Here is a 17,424-nt window from a genome sequence, read left to right as displayed (position 1 = left end):
CCTCTCAGAGAGCGTCCGTACGGTGCGAGGCATGGGAACCAAGACTGTTGACGAGGCCGGCGCCACGACGGGCGCCGAGGCCACCGAGGCGAAGCGCGACGAGGAGAGGGTGGACATCACCAAGGACGACGCGGCGGACGCCACGGACAAGGCGGCCGAGCCCGAGAACGAGACCGCCGGCATCCGTGACGGTGACGAGCCCGCCCGTGACGAGCTCGCCGCCGAGGAAGGCTCCGGCAAGGAGGACGGCCCCTCGGGCGTCGGCCAGGGCGCCGGCGCCGTGGTCTCCGCCGCGCTGGGCCTCGTCTCGCTGAGCGGCGGCTGGATCGGCACCGTCGCCTCCGCGCGCCAGACCCTCGTAGGCCAGCTGGAGGCCTCGTCGAGCGGGACGGCGAGCGTCGCCAAGCAGATCGAGGCGGTCTACGGCGACGCCTGGCAGGCCACCGCCCTGTGGGCCGGCCTCTTCGCGCTGGCCGCGCTGATCACCGGCGTCGTGGTGCTGGCCCGGCCCGCCTTCGGGGCGCCCGGCAGGCCGCAGGCGCCGTGGATCAAGTCGGTCGCCTGGGCGGGCGTCTCGCTCGGCGTCGTCGGTCTGCTGCTGGCCGTCCTGAAGTACACCGACGTCCTGCTCGGACTGCCGTCCACGGGCTGAACCACCGCAGGTCCCGCAGGTCCCGAGGGGCCTCGGGGTGGGCCGCGAGCACCTTGCGGCCCACCCCGAGGCCCCTCACACGTGTCCGAGGCCCCACGCGATCGTCGAAGACGCGGAACTCTTCCCAGGCGACGGACACCCCGGGAGGCGAGGGGTGAGGCATCGCAGCAAGCGGAGCCACTCCCGCCCGGCTCCCCCGAGGGACCCACCGTGTACGCGTACGAGCTCCAGCAGTCCGCCGGGCCGGGCCGAGCCCCGCCCAGCCCAGCCCCGGGCCAGAGCCCCGTCCCGCCGGGCCGAGCCCCGCCCAGCCCAGCCCGGCCGAGCCGCCGCGCCGAGCGCGGGCGACTGACCCGCGAGGCCGCCCGAGGTCGGCGCACCACCTGCCGCGAGGCTGCTGAACGCGCCCCCGAGGCCGCTGAGAGGCGAACCGCGCCCCCCGCCACCGCCGGCCGCGGCCCGCCCGCCCGGCGTGAGCGCCGCCGCACGGGAGCGCTGCCGCACGGGAGGGCCGCCGCACGGGGGCGCCGCGGCACGGGAGCGACGCCGCACGGGGACCGGCCGTACGGCGCGACGGGCCTGCTGAGGGTGTCGGCCGTCGCCCCCGCGAGAGGTCGGGCGGCGGCAACGGCTGGGGTGCTGTCGGAGCCCTGTGCGATGCTCGCCCCGTGGAGACCAGGTCCGTCAGCCCCGTCTTCGTCGGTCGCGCCGACGAGTTGGACATCCTGAACGACGCGCTCTCCCGCGCCACCACCGCGGGAGAGCCACAGGCGTTGCTGATCGGCGGCGAGGCCGGGGTCGGCAAGACGCGCCTCGTCGAGGAGTTCGCCACCGCCGCCTGCCACCGGGGCGCCGTCGTCGCGCTCGGCGGCTGTGTCGAGATCGGCGCCGACGGACTGCCGTACGCCCCGTTCTCCACCGCCCTGCGCGCCCTGCGCCGCGCCCTGCCGGACGAGCTGGCCGCCGCGGCCGCCGGGCAGGAGGACGAACTCGCCCGGCTGCTGCCCGAGTTGGGCGAGGCGGGTGCGGGACGGCACGACGAGGAGGGCATGGCGCGGCTCTTCGAACTCACCGCCCGCCTCCTGGAACGCGTCGCCGCCGACCGCACCGTCGTCGTCGCCCTGGAGGACCTCCACTGGGCCGACGCCTCCACCCGCCACCTCCTCTCCTACCTCCTGCGCACGCTGCGCGCCGGCCGCCTCGTCGTCCTCGCCACCTACCGCTCCGACGACATCCACCGCCGCCACCCGCTGCGCCCCCTGCTCGCCGGACTCGACCGGCTGCGCACCGTCCGCCGCCTCGAACTGGCCCGCTTCACCCGCGAGGAGGTCGGCCGCCAGATCGCCGGCATCCTCGCCCACGAACCCGACCCCGCCCAGGTCGACGCCATCTTCGAACGCTCCGACGGCAACGCCTTCTTCGTCGAGGAACTCGCCGTCGCCGCCCACGAGGGCTTCCGCGCCGGTCTCACCGACTCCCTGCGTGACCTGCTGCTCGTCCGCGTCGAGGCGCTGCCCGAGGGCGCGCAGAGGGTCGTCCGGATCGTCGCCGAGGGCGGCTCCACCGTCGAGCACCGGCTGCTGGCCGCGGTCGCCCGGCTCGCCGAGGACGACCTCATCGAGGCGCTGCGGGCCGCCGTCGGCGCCCACATCCTGCTCGCCGCGCCCACCGGCGACGGCTACCGCTTCCGCCACTCCCTGGTGCGCGAGGCCGTCAGCGACGACCTGCTGCCCGGCGAACGCTCCCGCCTCAACCGCCGCTACGCCGAAGCGCTGGAGGCCGACCCGACGCTCGTCCCCGCCGACGAGCGCGTCCCGCGCCTGGCCGGCCACTGGTACCACGCCCACGACGCCGCCAAGGCGCTCCCCGCCGTCCTGGACGCCTCCGACGCCGCCCGCTCCCGCCACGCCTACAGCGAGCAACTGCGGCTCCTGGAAAGGGCGATGGAACTGTGGGAGACCGCTCCCGAGGACGTACGGGCCCGTCCGCGCCCGGTCGGCCACACCGAGATCCCCGCTCCCCGCGGCCGCGCCCCCGCCACCCCACCCCTGCGCTACGTCGACCTCATGGCGGAGGCCGCCGTCGCCGGCCGGCTCTGCGGGGAACGGGAACGCGCCCTGAGGATCACCAGGCGGGCACTGCACCTCCTGGAGGACGAGAACGACCCGCTGCTTGCCGCCTGGTTCTGGGTGCAGCGCTCCCGGCTGGTGCGGGCGCAGGCCCGCGGCGACGGCCGGGCGGAACTGGCCACCGCGCAGGATCTCGTACGCGGGCTGCCGCCCTCCGAGGTGCACGCCGAAGTGCTGGCCACCGTCGCCAACTGGTCGATGGCGCACGACCCCGGACCCGAGGCCTTCACGGCCGCCGAACGCGCCGTGGAGTACGCGCGCATGGTCGGCGTCCGCGAGACCGAGCTGAACGCCCGCCTCACCCTCGCCGGCCTCATGGTCGACGCGGGCGACATCGAGGCCGGGCTGAGGGAGCTGTACGAGGTCGGGGAACGGGCGCTGGAGGAGGGCAGGACCTCCGTGGCCGGCCGTGCCCGGGTGAGCCTGCCCGCCGGCCTCGAGGCCGTGGGCCGCTCCCGCGAGGCGGTCCCCCTCCTGGAGGAGGGCATCGCCTTCACCCGCCGGTTCGGCCTGCTGGACTCCGAGGCGTGGGCGTGGGTCACCCTGTCCGACTCGCTGTACTCGCTGGGCCGTTGGGAGGCCGCCGCGGAGGCCGCCGAGGGCGCCCTGCGCATCGGCCGCGGCGCCGGACCGCGGGGCGCCGGCGCGCTGCGCAGGGCCCACCTCGCCCTCGGCCGCGGCGACCTCACGGAAGCCGCCGGTCACCTGGCCACCGCCCGGGCCCGCTACGGCCCCCACGACTCCCTGCCGCGGCAGACGCTGCCGCTCACCCGGATCGCGATCGGCGTGGCCGCGGGCGAGGGCCGCCTGCTCGACGCCCGCGCCGAACTGGAGCGCGCCCTCGACGCCGGCTTCCCGCCCGGCACCCAGCGCCACGGCTGGCCGGTGCTGCTGGCCGCCGCCACGGCCGAGGCCGACGCCCGCGACCTGCCCGCCGCCCGGCAGGGCAGGGCGGACGTCCTCGCCCGCATCCGCCAGGCCGCCGGGAGACTCGCCACGGGCGCCCCCGTCTGGGCCGCCGTCGACCTGTGGGTGCGCGCCGAACTCCGCCGCGCCGAGGGCCTGGACACCCCCGGCCTGTGGTCCGAGGTCGTCATCGCCTTCGAACGCCTGGAGCGGCCGTACGACCTCGCCCGCGTCCGGTACCGGCTGGCCGAGGCCCTCCTCACCGGGGGAGGCACCGAGCCCGGGCGCGACCACGCCACGGAACTGCTCCGCCTCACCCACGCCGTCGCCGGCCACCTGGGCGCCCGTTCCCTCGCCGAGTCCGCCGTCCGCCTCGCCGGGCGCGCCCGCCTCACCCTCACCGCCACCGCGACGCCCACCCCCGACGACCCGGCCCGGGCCCTCGGCCTCACCGGCCGCGAACGCGACGTCCTGCGCCTGGTCTCCGCCGGCCGCACCAACCGCCGGATTGCCGAGGAACTCTTCATCTCGCCGAAGACGGCAAGCGTCCACGTCTCCAACATCCTCGCCAAGCTGGGCGTCTCGGGGCGCGGGGAGGCCGCGGCGGTGGCGCACCGGCTGGGTCTGTTCCCGGCGGGGGCGGACGGCCGGCCGGTCGCGGGATAATGGCGGCAGGCGACCAGGGAGGAGCCGTGTTGTACCAGATCGAGTACACCGAGCGCGCGGCAGCGCAGCGTGACGCTCTCGCAGAGGACCGGCGCAAGCTCTTGGAGCGCGGTCTGCTGAAGCTGGCCGAGGATCCGTTCACTCCGGTGTCGAAGGCGGTCAGCGGCGAGGACATCCGCGTCGTCTCCGTGGCGCCCGGCCTGACCGTCGACTACATGATCCACCGAGCGTTCCTGATCCTCGTCTCGGTGGCGATCCTCGACCAGTCGCTCATAGACGACGAGTGACCACCGCCGCGACGCGGCCCGAAAGGAAGAACCATGTTCAACGCCTTCGAGGAACTGTTCTCCCCGGGCCGCAAGCACACCAGTGACGAGCAGAACCGGCTGGAGCTGACCCGGGAGGACGTCGGCGACGCCGACCCCGGGCGCGGTCCGATAGACCTCACCTCGGGCAAGGTCGTCGTCCGCCCGCCCAAGCCGACGGCCGACGAGGACGCCACGGACACCCCCACGGACACCACGGACACCCCAACGGACGCCACGGACGCCGACGACGCGGAGGCCGCCGGGGACTCCGTGGACGGGGAGCGGCCGCGGCAGTGAGGCGTGGGCCTCAGCTCACCTCGAGCTCCAGGATCCGGTCGTCCCCCGCCTTCGGCGCGCCCCGGCCGTCCGTGTTGCTGGTCGTCAGCCACAGCTTGTTGCCGCCCGCCGCGACCACCGTGCGCAGCCGGCCGTACTCGCTCCCGAGAAACGCCTGCGGGTCCGCCGACGCCTCCGTGCCCTTCAGCGGGATGCGCCACAGGCGCTGCCCCCTCAGGCCGGCCATCCAGACGGAGCCCTCGGCGTAGGCGATGCCGCTGGGGGAGGCCTCGTCCGTGCCCCACTGGGCCAGCGGGTTGCGGTACCGGGCGTCGTCCGACTTCCCCTCGGCCTCCGGCCAGCCGTAGTTGGCGCCCGGCTCGATCGCGTTCAGCTCGTCCCAGGTCTGCTGGCCGAACTCCGCGGCGAACAGCCGCTGCTTGCCGTCCCAGGCCAGCCCCTGCACATTGCGGTGGCCGTACGAGTACACCGGGGAGCCGGGGAACGGGTTGCCCGGAGCCGGTTCGCCCTCCGGGGTCAGGCGCAGGATCTTGCCGCCCAGGGACTCCTTGTCCTGGGACAGGCCCTGGTCGCCGCTCTCGCCCGTGCCGACGTAGAGCATCCTGTCGGGGCCGAAGGCGATCCGGCCGCCGTTGTGGATCATGCCCTTGGGGATGCCCTTGAAGACCGTGTCCGGGGCGCCCAGCTGGTCGCCGGAGGGCCGATCGGGGTCGTACAGCATGCGGACGACGCGGTTGTCCGAGGCCGAGGTGAAGTACGCGTAGATCATGTGGTCCGAGGCGTACTCGGGGGAGAGGGCGATACCGAGCAGACCGCCCTCACCGGCGGCCGAGACGCCCGGCACCTCGCCGAGCTCCGTCTTCCCGCCGGTCGTCTCGTCCACCCGCGTGATCGTCCCCTCGTCGCGGGAGGAGACCAGCAGACCGCCCTCGGGGAGCGGGGCGAGGCCCCACGGGCTGTCCAGGCCCTCGGCGACCGTACGCACCACCTTGACCGTGCCCTTGGCGGGCGGGGTCTCCTCGGCCGCCTGCCCCGGGGACGAGCCCTCCGTCACCGTGGGGCTGGGGGACGGGCTCGCGCCGGCGCCCGGGGTTCCTCCGTCGGAGGAACAGCCCGCCGCCAACAGGAGCGCACTCGCGGCCAGCACGGCCGTTACTGCTCGACGTTGCACGATCTTGGTCCCTTCGACGCGGCGGGTACCGACGGCGGGTTCTCCCGGCGGGTGTCCAACGGCAGCCCTCTCCTTGTCATACACCGCTCGCGGCCCACGAGTTCCCGATCACCGAAACCCGATGCCCGCCGCGACCCCGCGCCGTCCGGTCCTCTAGTCCCACGACCCCTGCGCCGCTGGCAGCTCCGCCACCTCGGCCAGGTCCTGTTCCGTCAGCCGCAGCCCGGCCGCCCCCGCGTTCTCGGTCACCCACCGCTGCTGCTTGGTCCCCGGCACCGGCACCACGTGCGGCCCCTGCGCCAGCACCCACGCCAGCGCCACCTGCGCGGGCGTCACGGCCGCCCCGTGGCGCGCGGCCACCCGGCGCAGACCGGCGACGATCGGCTGGTTCGCGGCCATCATCTCGGCGGTGAACCGAGGGTGCCGGGCGCGCATGTCGTCCGGTTCGAAGCCCCCGCCCGGGGTCAGCGTGCCGGTCAGGAAGCCGTTGCCCAGCGGCATCGCCGCCAGGAAACCGACGCCCCGCTGCTCGCACCACGGCAGCAGGGCCTCCAGCGCCTCCGGCGACCACACCGACAGCTCCGCCTCCACCGCGCTCACCGGGAAGACCTGCTGCACCCGCTGCAACTGCCGGATCGTCGCGTCGTACAGCCGCCCCCCACCACGGCGACCGCCCCGGGCACCCACCGCGCACAGCCCCAACGCCCTCACCTTGCCCGCCTGGACCAGCTCCGCCATCGCCCCCCAGGTCTCCTCCACCGGCACCTCGGGGTCGGCGCGGTGCAACTGGTAGAGGTCGATGACGTCCGTCTGCAAGCGCCGGAGGGAGGCGTCGCAGGCCCGTTTCACGTACCCGGGGCGGCCGTTGGCCACGATGTGCTGCTCACCCACCAGCAGGCCGACCTTCGTCGAGACGAATGCGTCCTCGCGCCGCTCCTTCAACGCCCGTCCCACCAGCAGCTCATTGGTGAAGGGGCCGTACATGTCGGCCGTGTCCAGCAGGGACGCGCCCAGATCCAGCGCCCGGTGCAATGCCCTCAGCGACTCGTCGCCGCGCTGCCGCGACCCGCTGTACCCCCAGCTCATCGGCATGCATCCGAGTCCGACGGCCCCCACCGCGAGCGCCGCCGCGCCGATCGTCCTGCGCTCCACCTGCTCGTGACCCTCCCTTTTCCGGCCCCCCAACCTAACCTCTGCACACGCGCGTGCCTGACATAGCCTCCAGACCATGACTGCTGCTGACCTGCCGAACGACGTATGGCTGCCCCTCCCGCCCGACGGGATCGACGGTCTCCCGGAGGGGCCCAACTACCTCTTCTGGGACGGCGACGAGGACTTCCCCGCGGATCCGGCCCGGTGCGTGTACTACGTGGTCCCCTACATGAAGCCCGTCGAGGTCGTGCTGCGGCCCCTGCCCCACCTGAGCGCCGTCCAGGTGGTGCAGACCCTCTCGGCCGGCGTCGACAACGTGCTGCCGGGCATCGACGCGCTGCCTCCGGGCGTGCGGTTGTGCAACGCGCGCGGGGTGCACGAGGCCAGCACCGCCGAACTCACGCTCACCCTGATCCTCGCCTCGCTGCGCGGCGTCCCCGACTTCGTGCGCGCCCAGGACCGGGGGGAGTGGCTCGCCGGGTTCCGGCCCGCGCTGGCCGACAGGACCGTCCTCATCGTGGGATACGGGGCGATCGGATCAGCGATCGAGGACCGGCTCGTTCCGTTCGAGGTCGCGCGGGTGGCGCGCGTCGCGCGCTCCCAGCGCACAACGGCGCGCGGACCGGTGCACCCACTCACCGAACTGCCCGCCCTGCTGCCCGAGGCCGACGTCGTCGTCCTGGCCACGCCGCTCACCGAGACCACCCGCCACCTGGTGAACGCCGACTTCCTCGCCCGGATGAAGGACGGTGCGCTGCTGGTCAACATCGCCCGTGGCCAGGTCGTCGACGGCAAGGCGCTCCTCACCGAACTGGAGAGCGGCCGCCTCACCGCTGCCCTGGACGTCACCGACCCCGAGCCCCTGCCCCCCGGCCACCCGCTGTGGACGGCGCCGGGTGTGCTGATCAGCCCGCACGTGGGCGGCCCCACGTCCGCCTTCCGGCCACGCGCCGAGCGGCTGTTGAAGGAACAGTTGAGGCGTTTCGTGAACCAGGAGCCCCTGCGCAACGTGATCCTTACGACGGGCGCCACAAGCGAGTCATGACGAGCACGGCACGCGTGTCCTCCGGTTCGGGCACCCTCCGCAGTCCCCCGAACGCGGTCAGTACCCCCGTTGCCGCTGATCGTCACGGAGCGTAGAGGAACTATGTCCCTGAGTGACGAGACTGGTGTATCGTCCCGACAGGGGCTGCGCCGCGACCGTACGGCGCCGGGGATGGACATTTCAGACTGTGAGGGGGGCGACGGGCGATGCACGGCCTATGGACGAACGATCCGACGCGGCGGAGCCGCCGTCGGCGGCCCTGTTGCACGGCCACGAGCAGATGCGGTGGCCCCGGTCACGGCAGTCGGCGCAGCCATCACCACCGCGGGCCCAGCGGCCGCAGGAGGCAGACCCCGCCGACGCACCGGGACCGGCAGGCCTGGGGAGCGGCGCGGACCGGGAGGCCCCGGTGAGTTCGCCGTCGACCTCCACGACCCTCCTCGACGGAGCGCTGCGGACACAGACTCCGGCGGGGACGCCGCTGACCGAGTCGCCGTCCCCGGGCGGCCCCGGATCGACGAGCATGGTCCACCAACTGGTGCTGGCCCTGCTGTGCGCGGGCTACGCCGTCGGTTCCGCGCTCGGCTGGGGCTCGGACGAACTCGCGCTCATCATGGGGGACTTCGGGCTCGCGGCAGCGGCGGGCGCCGCCGCCGTGTCCTGCTTCCTCTACGCGCGCACCCGCCGGGTCCGCTTTCGACCGGCCTGGCTGCTGTTCGCGCTCTCCTCGGCGATGGCCGCCCTGGGCAACCTGGTCTGGGGGTGGTACGAGGTCGTCCTGAACCGCCCCGTACCCAGCCCCAGCTACGCCGACCTGTTCTTCCTGTGCTTCGCGCCGCCCGCGATCGTGGGGCTGCTGGTGCTCGCCGCCCGGCCCATGACCAAGGCGGGCTGGGTCTGCCTGGCGCTGGACGCCTGGTTGATCGCGGGTTCGCTGCTGACCCTCGCCTGGAGCCTCGCCCTCGCGCAGGCCGCGCGGCTCGACGGGCCGAGCGTGGCCCACGCGGCGCTGACGCTGGCGTACCCGCTCCTCGACATCGCCCTGGTGAGCATGGCGCTCGTACTGCACTTCCGGCGCACGTCGGTCAACCGCACGGCGGTCAACACCGCCGTCGGCGCCCTCGCGCTGACCGTGATGTGCGACGCCCTGTTCACCTCACCGCTGCTGCACCACACCTACCGCTCGGGCCAGCTCCTCGACGCGGGCTGGTTCGCCGGCTCGCTGCTGCTCGCGTACGCCCCCTGGGCCGCGGGCCGGCAGCACGGCCCGGGGGAGGAGGGGCACACGCGCGTGGTCCACGAGCACGTGCCCGGACACCGCATCACCGGCCACCCGCACCCGCAGCCCCCCGCGCCGGGCGGTGACCGCGGCCGGTATCCGACCGCCCGGCCCCTCACCGGCTCCCTCGCCGCCCTCACGCCCTATCTCGCCGCCGCCGTCTGCACGCTGGGGATCCTCTACAACGTCCTCCACGGCCGCAGCGTCGACCGGGTGGTCCTGCTGACCGGCGGGGCGGTCGTGCTCGCCCTCGTGGTGCGCCAGGGGATCATGCTGCTCGACAACATCACCCTCACCCAGGAGCTGGCCCAGAAGGAGAACCACTTCCGCTCCCTGGTGCAGGGCTCCAGCGACGTCATCATGATCGCCGCCCCCAGCGGCGTGCTGCGCTACGTCTCCCCGGCCGCCGTCGGCGTCTACGGACGGCCCGCCGAGGAACTGGTGGGCACGGAGCTGGCCCAGCTGATCCACCCGGAGGACCTGGGCTGCGTGGTGCACGAGGTGCGCCGCTTCCTCGCCGCCAGCCCCCAGGAGGAACCCACCACGCGCATCGAGTGCCGGTTCCGCTCCGGCGACGGCGGCTGGCTCAACGTCGAGTCGACCGTCAACCGGCACCACGGCGGGCTGATCTTCAACAGCCGGGACGTGACCGAACGGGTCCGCCTCCAGGCACAGCTCCAGCACAACGCCGAGCACGACCCGCTGACCGACCTGCCCAACCGCGCCCTGTTCACCCGGCGCGTCCAGCAGGCGCTGTCCGGCCGCCGCAGCTCCGACCGGGGCACCGCCCTGCGCAACACGGCCGTCCTCTTCATCGACCTCGACGGCTTCAAGGCCGTCAACGACACGATCGGCCACCAGGCCGGGGACGAGCTGCTCGTGCAGGCCGCCCGCAGGCTCCAGGACGCGGTCCGGCAGGGCGACACCGCCTCCCGGCTGGGCGGCGACGAGTTCGCCGCGCTGATCGCCGGCGACACCACCCGCGACCGCAGCGCCCGGGAGCGGCACATCCTGGAACTCGCCGACCGTCTCAGGATCACGCTCTCCCAGCCGTATCTCATCGACGGCAGCGAGGTGCGGGTCGCCGCGTCCATCGGCGTCGCCTTCGCCGAGCCCGGGCTCGGGGCCGGAGAACTGCTGCGCAACGCCGACCTCGCCATGTACCGCGCCAAGGCGGGCGGCAAGGGCCGGGTCGAGCTGTACAAGCCACAGATGCAGCAGGACGTCGTACGGAAGGCGGAGCTGGCCACGCGGCTGCGTGCCGCGCTGCACGACGGTGAGTTCGCGCTGCTGCACCAGCCCGTGGTGCGGCTGGAGGACGGCCGGATCTCGTCGGTCGCCGCCCATGCCCGCTGGCGCTCCTCCCAGGGGGTGCTCTTCACACCCGCGGAGTTCCTGCGGGTCGCGGAGGCCGGCGACCGGGCGGCCGAGCTGGGCCGCTGGATGCTGGAGAAGGCCGTCGAGCAGGCCGCCGACCGGGCCGCGAGCGGGCTGAACGTGCCGGTGGTGGTCCGGGTGGGCGCCCGGCGCCTGCTGGACCGGTCGATGCCGCTGGGCTCGGTCGAGGCCCTGCTGACCCGGCACGGGCTGCCGTCCGGGGCGCTGGTCGTCGAACTGTCGGACATAGAGCCGAACGTGTCGCTGGACGAACTCGAGCGCCGTCTGGGCGCGCTGCGCAGGCTCGGCGTACGGATCGCCCTCGACGGCTTCGGCGGCGGCTGCGTGGCCATAACGGCACTGCGCCGGCTGCCCGTCGACGTACTGAAGCTGGACCGCGGTCTGGTGGAGGGTGTCGTCGAGTCCGCGCGGCTGCACAAGATCACCAGCGGGCTGCTGCGGATCGCCGGCGACCTCGGGCTGCAGTCCGTGGCCGAGGGCGTGGACCTGCCCGAGCAGGTCGTGGCCCTGCGCGCGATGGGCTGTACGCACGGGCAGGGCATGGCGTTCGCCGGGCCGCTCGACGAGTACCGGCTGCGCAGGGCGCTCGGCCGCGGCCACTGTCCGGTGCCGCACGGGCCCGTCGAGCCCGCGTTCGCGGGTGGTGGCGCGGGGGTGTACACCAGTGGTGTCCCCGCGGTCCTGGGAGGCGGCACGCTGGGTGGCGGAACGGCCCTTCGCTCACATAATGAGACCCCTGTCCCACCCACTTGACACTGGGTGCGTGCCGGGGGGAGGGTCAGTGCCATGCGCACCCGAATTCTCGTACTTGGACAGCGCGTCGGCTGAGCTGGGACCCACCGGAGGACGATCCGGGAACCCCAGCGACCTCACCGGCGCGCTCCCCTCGCTTGCCTTTTGGCACGAGGGGTTTTTTGTTGCACAGGCACCTGCCACGCAGCAGTCGAACACCGCACGAACCTCGCAAAAACCCTCAGCATCGAGAAGAGAATGCCGATGACCGAGCAGGCCACCGGGGCCCATCACCCGCAGCCGCGGCCCCGATCCGGAGGACAGCACTCCGCGTCCGTCGAGCACGTCACGGGTGCGCAGTCCCTCATCCGCTCTCTCGAGGAGGTCGGCGCCGACACGGTATTCGGCATTCCCGGCGGTGCGATCCTTCCCGCCTACGACCCGCTGATGGACTCCACGCGGGTGCGCCACGTCCTGGTCCGCCACGAGCAGGGCGCGGGTCACGCGGCCGAGGGGTACGCCCAGGCCACCGGCAAGGTCGGTGTCTGCATGGCGACGTCCGGCCCCGGCGCGACCAACCTCGTCACGCCGATCGCCAACGCGCACATGGACTCCGTGCCGCTGGTCGCGATCACCGGCCAGGTCGCCTCCGCCTCGATCGGCACGGATGCCTTCCAGGAGGCGGACATCGTCGGCATCACCATGCCGATCACCAAGCACAACTTCCTGGTCACCAAGGCCGAGGACATCCCCCGGGTGATCGCGCAGGCGTTCCACATCGCCTCCACCGGCCGCCCCGGCCCGGTCCTGGTCGACATCGCCAAGGACGCCCTCCAGGCGAGGACGACCTTCTCCTGGCCGCCCACCATGGACTTGCCCGGCTACCGCCCGGTGACCAAGCCGCACGCCAAGCAGATCCGCGAGGCGGCCAAACTGATCACCGCTGCCAAGCGGCCGATCCTCTACGTCGGCGGCGGTGTCCTCAAGGCCGGCGCCACCGCCGAGCTGAAGGTCCTCGCCGAGCTGACCGGCGCCCCGGTCACCACCACCCTGATGGCGCTGGGCGCCTTCCCCGACAGTCACCCGCAGCACCTGGGCATGCCGGGCATGCACGGCTCGGTGGCCGCCGTCACCGGTCTGCAGAAGGCCGACCTGATCGTCGCCCTCGGCGCCCGCTTCGACGACCGCGTCACCGGCAAGCTGGACAGCTTCGCCCCGTACGCCAAGATCGTGCACGCGGACATCGACCCGGCGGAGATCGGCAAGAACCGGGCCGCCGACGTGCCGATCGTCGGGGACGCCCGCGAGGTCATCGCCGACCTGATCCAGGCCGTGCAGAAGGAGCACAGCGAGGGCAACCAGGGCGACTTCAGCGCCTGGTGGAAGGACCTCGACCGCTGGCGCGAGACGTACCCGCTCGGCTACGACCAGCCCGAGGACGGCTCGCTCTCCCCGCAGCAGGTCATCGAGCGCATCGGCCGGCTCGCCCCCGAGGGCACGGTCTTCGCGGCGGGCGTCGGCCAGCACCAGATGTGGGCCGCGCACTTCATCCAGTACGACAAGCCCGCCACCTGGCTGAACTCCGGCGGCGCCGGGACGATGGGCTACGCGGTCCCGGCCGCGATGGGCGCCAAGGCGGGAGCCCCGTCGAAGACGGTCTGGGCGATCGACGGCGACGGCTGCTTCCAGATGACCAACCAGGAGCTCACCACCTGCGCCCTGAACAACATCCCGATCAAGGTCGCCGTCATCAACAACGGTGCCCTCGGGATGGTCCGCCAGTGGCAGACCCTGTTCTACAACCAGCGTTACTCCAACACCGTGCTGCACTCCGGCCCGGAGGCGGACGGCAAGCAGCCCAGCGCCGGCACCCGTGTCCCCGACTTCGTGAAGCTGTCGGAGGCCATGGGCTGCTACGCCATCCGCTGCGAGGACCCGGCCGACCTCGACAAGGTCATCGAAGAGGCGAACTCGATCAACGACCGCCCGGTCGTCGTCGACTTCATCGTCCACGAGGACGCCATGGTCTGGCCGATGGTCGCCGCCGGCACCTCCAACGACGAGATCATGGCCGCCCGGGACGTCCGCCCCGACTTCGGCGACAACGAAGACGACTGAGCGAGGAAGACCCAAGAGACATGTCCAAGCACACGCTCTCCGTCCTGGTGGAGAACACCCCGGGCATCCTCGCCCGGATCGCCGCCCTGTTCTCCCGCCGCGGCTTCAACATCGACTCGCTCGCGGTCGGTGTCACCGAACACCCCGACATCTCCCGCATCACCATCGTCGTGGGGGTGGAGGACCTGCCGCTCGAGCAGGTGACCAAGCAGCTCAACAAGCTCGTCAACGTGCTGAAGATCGTCGAGCTGGAGCCCGCCCAGGCGGTTCAGCGCGAACTCGTTCTGGTGAAGGTGCGCGCCGACAACGAGACGCGCTCCCAGATCGTCGAGATCGTCCAGCTGTTCCGCGCCAAGACCGTCGACGTCTCCCCGGAGGCCGTCACCATCGAGGCCACCGGATCCGGCGAGAAGCTGTCCGCCATGCTCAAGATGCTGGAACCGTACGGCATCAAGGAGCTGGTCCAGTCCGGCACGATCGCGATCGGCCGCGGTGCCCGTTCGATCACGGACCGCTCGCTGCGCGCACTCGACCGATCGGCATAGGACGCGCACCGGATTGCCCACGACCGGAAACGGGCGGTCGGCGCGCCGTCGGCCGCCCGCATTCCGAGACCCCCAGACTTCCCTTCCGCCCGCCGTCATACGGTGGGACGCAACACCTGCACTCAAGGAGAGAACCCAAAGTGGCCGAGCTGTTCTACGACGCTGACGCCGACCTGTCCATCATCCAGGGCCGCAAGGTCGCGGTCATCGGCTACGGCAGCCAGGGCCACGCGCACGCCCTGTCGCTGCGCGACTCGGGTGTCGACGTGCGGGTCGGTCTGCACGAGGGCTCCAAGTCCAAGGCCAAGGCCGAGGAGCAGGGCCTGCGCGTGGTGACGCCGTCGGAGGCCGCCGCCGAGGCCGACGTCATCATGATCCTGGTGCCGGACCCGATCCAGGCCCAGGTCTACGAGGAGTCCATCAAGGACAACCTGAAGGACGGCGACGCGCTGTTCTTCGGCCACGGCCTGAACATCCGCTTCGACTTCATCAAGCCCCCGGCCGGCGTCGACGTCTGCATGGTCGCCCCGAAGGGCCCGGGCCACCTGGTGCGCCGCCAGTACGAGGAGGGCCGCGGCGTCCCGTGCATCGCGGCCGTCGAGCAGGACGCGACCGGCAACGCCTTCGCGCTCGCCCTGTCGTACGCGAAGGGCATCGGCGGCACCCGCGCCGGCGTCATCAAGACGACCTTCACCGAGGAGACCGAGACCGACCTGTTCGGCGAGCAGGCCGTCCTCTGCGGTGGTACGGCCGCGCTGGTCAAGGCCGGCTTCGAGACCCTGACCGAGGCCGGCTACCAGCCGGAGATCGCGTACTTCGAGTGCCTCCACGAGCTGAAGCTGATCGTGGACCTGATGTACGAGGGCGGCCTGGAGAAGATGCGCTGGTCGATCTCCGAGACGGCCGAGTGGGGCGACTACGTCACCGGCCCCCGGATCATCACGGACGCCACCAAGGCCGAGATGAAGAAGGTCCTCGCCGAGATCCAGGACGGCACCTTCGCCCGCGAGTGGATGGCGGAGTACCACGGCGGTCTGAAGAAGTACAACGAGTACAAGTCGCAGGACTCCGAGCACCTGCTGGAGACCACCGGCAAGCAGCTCCGCAAGCTGATGAGCTGGGTCGACGAGGAGGCGTAAGCCTCGTGGCCGGGGGCCGGAGCGTGCTGCTCCGGCCCCTTTGGCGAACTGCGGGTAACGTCGTAGGAAACGGTGTTGTCCACCCCGTCCAGCCCCGGACGGGTGATCCTTCCGCAGAGGCGCATGACGACCTTTGCCACGGCACTAGACTGCTGCACTACATACGCGTCAGGCCCACAACGTCGTGCGTCTTCCACGCGGCTAGCCCCTCCTCCGCCTGCGGCCGTCGGGACGGCCGTCCGCACGCATTGGACCTGTGAGGACTCACGTGAGCTCGAAACCTGTCGTACTCATCGCTGAAGAGCTGTCGCCCGCGACCGTGGACGCGCTTGGCCCGGACTTCGAGATCCGGCACTGCAACGGAGCGGACCGAGCCGAACTGCTCCCCGCCATCGCCGATGTCGACGCGATCCTGATCCGTTCGGCCACCAAGGTCGACGCCGAGGCGATCGCGGCCGCCGGCAAGCTGAAGGTCGTCGCACGAGCCGGCGTCGGCCTGGACAACGTCGACGTCTCCGCCGCCACCAAGGCCGGCGTGATGGTCGTCAACGCCCCCACCTCGAACATCGTGACCGCCGCCGAGCTGGCCTGCGGTCTGATCCTCGCCACCGCCCGCAACATCCCGCAGGCCAACGCCGCGCTGAAGAACGGCGAGTGGAAGCGCAGCAAGTACACGGGCGTGGAGCTGGCCGAGAAGACCCTCGGCGTCGTGGGCCTCGGCCGCATCGGGGCGCTCGTCGCCCAGCGCATGTCCGCCTTCGGCATGAAGGTCGTCGCCTACGACCCCTATGTGCAGCCCGCTCGGGCCGCGCAGATGGGCGTGAAGGTGCTGTCGCTGGACGAGCTGCTCGAGGTCTCCGACTTCATCACCGTCCACCTGCCCAAGACCCCGGAGACGGTCGGTCTCATCGGTGACGAGGCGCTGCGCAAGGTCAAGCCGAGCGTGCGCGTGGTCAACGCGGCCCGTGGCGGCATCGTCGACGAGGAGGCGCTGTACTCGGCGCTGAAGGAGGGCCGGGTCGCCGGCGCCGGCCTCGACGTGTACGCCAAGGAGCCCTGCACCGACTCGCCGCTGTTCGAGTTCGACCAGGTGGTCGCCACCCCGCACCTCGGTGCCTCCACGGACGAGGCGCAGGAGAAGGCGGGCATCGCGGTCGCGAGGTCGGTGCGGCTCGCCCTCGCCGGTGAACTGGTGCCGGACGCGGTGAACGTCCAGGGCGGTGTCATCGCCGAGGACGTCAAGCCGGGTCTGCCGCTCGCCGAGCGCCTCGGCCGGATCTTCACCGCGCTCGCCGGTGAGGTCGCGGTCCGCCTCGACGTCGAGGTCTACGGCGAGATCACCCAGCACGACGTGAAGGTGCTGGAGCTGTCCGCCCTCAAGGGTGTCTTCGAGGACGTCGTCGACGAGACGGTGTCGTACGTCAACGCCCCGCTGTTCGCCCAGGAGCGCGGCGTCGAGGTGCGGCTGACCACCAGCTCGGAGTCGGCCGACCACCGCAACGTCGTCACCGTGCGCGGCACGCTCGGCAGCGGCGAGGAGGTGTCGGTCTCCGGCACGCTGGCCGGTCCGAAGCACCTCCAGAAGATCGTCGCGGTCGGCGACTACGACGTCGACCTCGCGCTCGCCGACCACATGGTCGTGCTGCGCTACGAGGACCGTCCGGGCGTCGTCGGCACGGTGGGCCGCATCTTGGGTGAGGCGGGCATCAACATCGCCGGTATGCAGGTCGCCCGTGCGGCGGCGGGCGGTGAGGCGCTGGCCGTGCTCACGGTGGACGACACGGTGTCCGCCGGGGTGCTGGCGGAGGTCGCGACGGAGATCGGCGCGACGTCGGCCCGTGCGGTCAACCTGGTCTGATCACCTGAACGAAGAGAGCGCCGGCCGGG

The 17,424-nt window shown here is 72.5% G+C and carries 12 protein-coding genes; 10 read left to right on the top strand and 2 right to left on the bottom strand.

All coding sequences use genetic code 11. The features are described 5' to 3' along the window. Positions 1-31: 31 nt before the first annotated feature. The 4 genes from ACF1A1_RS23200 (at position 32) to ACF1A1_RS23185 (ending at position 4,958) form a co-directional block, all read left to right on the top strand. Positions 32-652 carry a hypothetical protein gene (locus tag ACF1A1_RS23200; protein WP_392002322.1) on the top strand — a complete coding sequence of 207 codons (621 nt, stop codon included), beginning with the start codon at positions 32-34 and terminating at the stop codon, positions 650-652. A gap of 668 nt (positions 653-1,320) precedes the next feature. Beyond that, positions 1,321-4,353: an AAA family ATPase gene (locus ACF1A1_RS23195; RefSeq protein WP_392002320.1), complete on the top strand. Its 3,033-nt coding sequence runs from the start codon at positions 1,321-1,323 to the stop codon at positions 4,351-4,353. Positions 4,354-4,379: 26 nt separating this feature from the next. Next, entirely contained in the window at positions 4,380-4,640 is a 261-nt protein-coding gene (locus ACF1A1_RS23190; RefSeq protein WP_392002318.1) for a type II toxin-antitoxin system RelE/ParE family toxin, read from the top strand. 33 nt (positions 4,641-4,673) lie between these two features. Further along, a complete protein-coding gene (locus ACF1A1_RS23185; RefSeq protein WP_392002317.1) occupies positions 4,674-4,958 on the top strand; it encodes a DUF6191 domain-containing protein in 285 nt (94 codons plus the stop codon). A gap of 10 nt (positions 4,959-4,968) precedes the next feature. On the opposite strand, the gene ACF1A1_RS23180 is transcribed toward ACF1A1_RS23185, so the two are convergent. Together ACF1A1_RS23180 and ACF1A1_RS23175 are read right to left on the bottom strand one after the other, a co-directional pair. Beyond that, a complete protein-coding gene (locus tag ACF1A1_RS23180; protein ID WP_392002316.1) occupies positions 4,969-6,129 on the bottom strand; it encodes a PQQ-dependent sugar dehydrogenase in 1,161 nt (386 codons plus the stop codon). Positions 6,130-6,282: 153 nt separating this feature from the next. Continuing rightward, positions 6,283-7,281 carry an aldo/keto reductase gene (locus ACF1A1_RS23175; RefSeq protein ID WP_392002314.1) on the bottom strand — a complete coding sequence of 333 codons (999 nt, stop codon included), beginning with the start codon at positions 7,279-7,281 and terminating at the stop codon, positions 6,283-6,285. 76 nt (positions 7,282-7,357) lie between these two features. Between ACF1A1_RS23175 and ACF1A1_RS23170 the strand changes: the two genes are divergently transcribed. The 6 genes from ACF1A1_RS23170 to serA all read left to right on the top strand — a co-directional run bounded on the left by ACF1A1_RS23170 (position 7,358) and on the right by serA (position 17,395). Beyond that, complete coding sequence (locus ACF1A1_RS23170; RefSeq protein ID WP_392002313.1) at positions 7,358-8,326, top strand: 2-hydroxyacid dehydrogenase; 969 nt, start codon at positions 7,358-7,360, stop codon at positions 8,324-8,326. 409 nt (positions 8,327-8,735) lie between these two features. Next, the gene (locus ACF1A1_RS23165) at positions 8,736-11,756 is read left to right on the top strand and encodes a putative bifunctional diguanylate cyclase/phosphodiesterase (protein WP_392002312.1); all 3,021 of its coding nucleotides are present in this window, start codon (positions 8,736-8,738) and stop codon (positions 11,754-11,756) included. 243 nt (positions 11,757-11,999) lie between these two features. Beyond that, the gene (locus ACF1A1_RS23160) at positions 12,000-13,853 is read left to right on the top strand and encodes an acetolactate synthase large subunit (protein ID WP_392002310.1); all 1,854 of its coding nucleotides are present in this window, start codon (positions 12,000-12,002) and stop codon (positions 13,851-13,853) included. Between the two features lie 20 nt (positions 13,854-13,873). Then, positions 13,874-14,398 carry an acetolactate synthase small subunit gene (gene ilvN, locus ACF1A1_RS23155; RefSeq protein ID WP_358561389.1) on the top strand — a complete coding sequence of 175 codons (525 nt, stop codon included), beginning with the start codon at positions 13,874-13,876 and terminating at the stop codon, positions 14,396-14,398. Between the two features lie 140 nt (positions 14,399-14,538). Beyond that, entirely contained in the window at positions 14,539-15,537 is a 999-nt protein-coding gene (ilvC, locus tag ACF1A1_RS23150) for a ketol-acid reductoisomerase (RefSeq protein WP_392002309.1), read from the top strand. 268 nt (positions 15,538-15,805) lie between these two features. Continuing rightward, positions 15,806-17,395 carry a phosphoglycerate dehydrogenase gene (gene serA, locus ACF1A1_RS23145; protein WP_392002308.1) on the top strand — a complete coding sequence of 530 codons (1,590 nt, stop codon included), beginning with the start codon at positions 15,806-15,808 and terminating at the stop codon, positions 17,393-17,395. Positions 17,396-17,424: the final 29 nt, after the last annotated feature.

It is taken from the genome of Streptomyces sp. NPDC014995, from assembly GCF_043080745.1.
In the GTDB taxonomy this organism is placed as follows: Bacteria; Actinomycetota; Actinomycetes; order Streptomycetales; family Streptomycetaceae; genus Streptomyces.
This window is presented reverse-complemented; position numbering and strand designations above follow the sequence as displayed.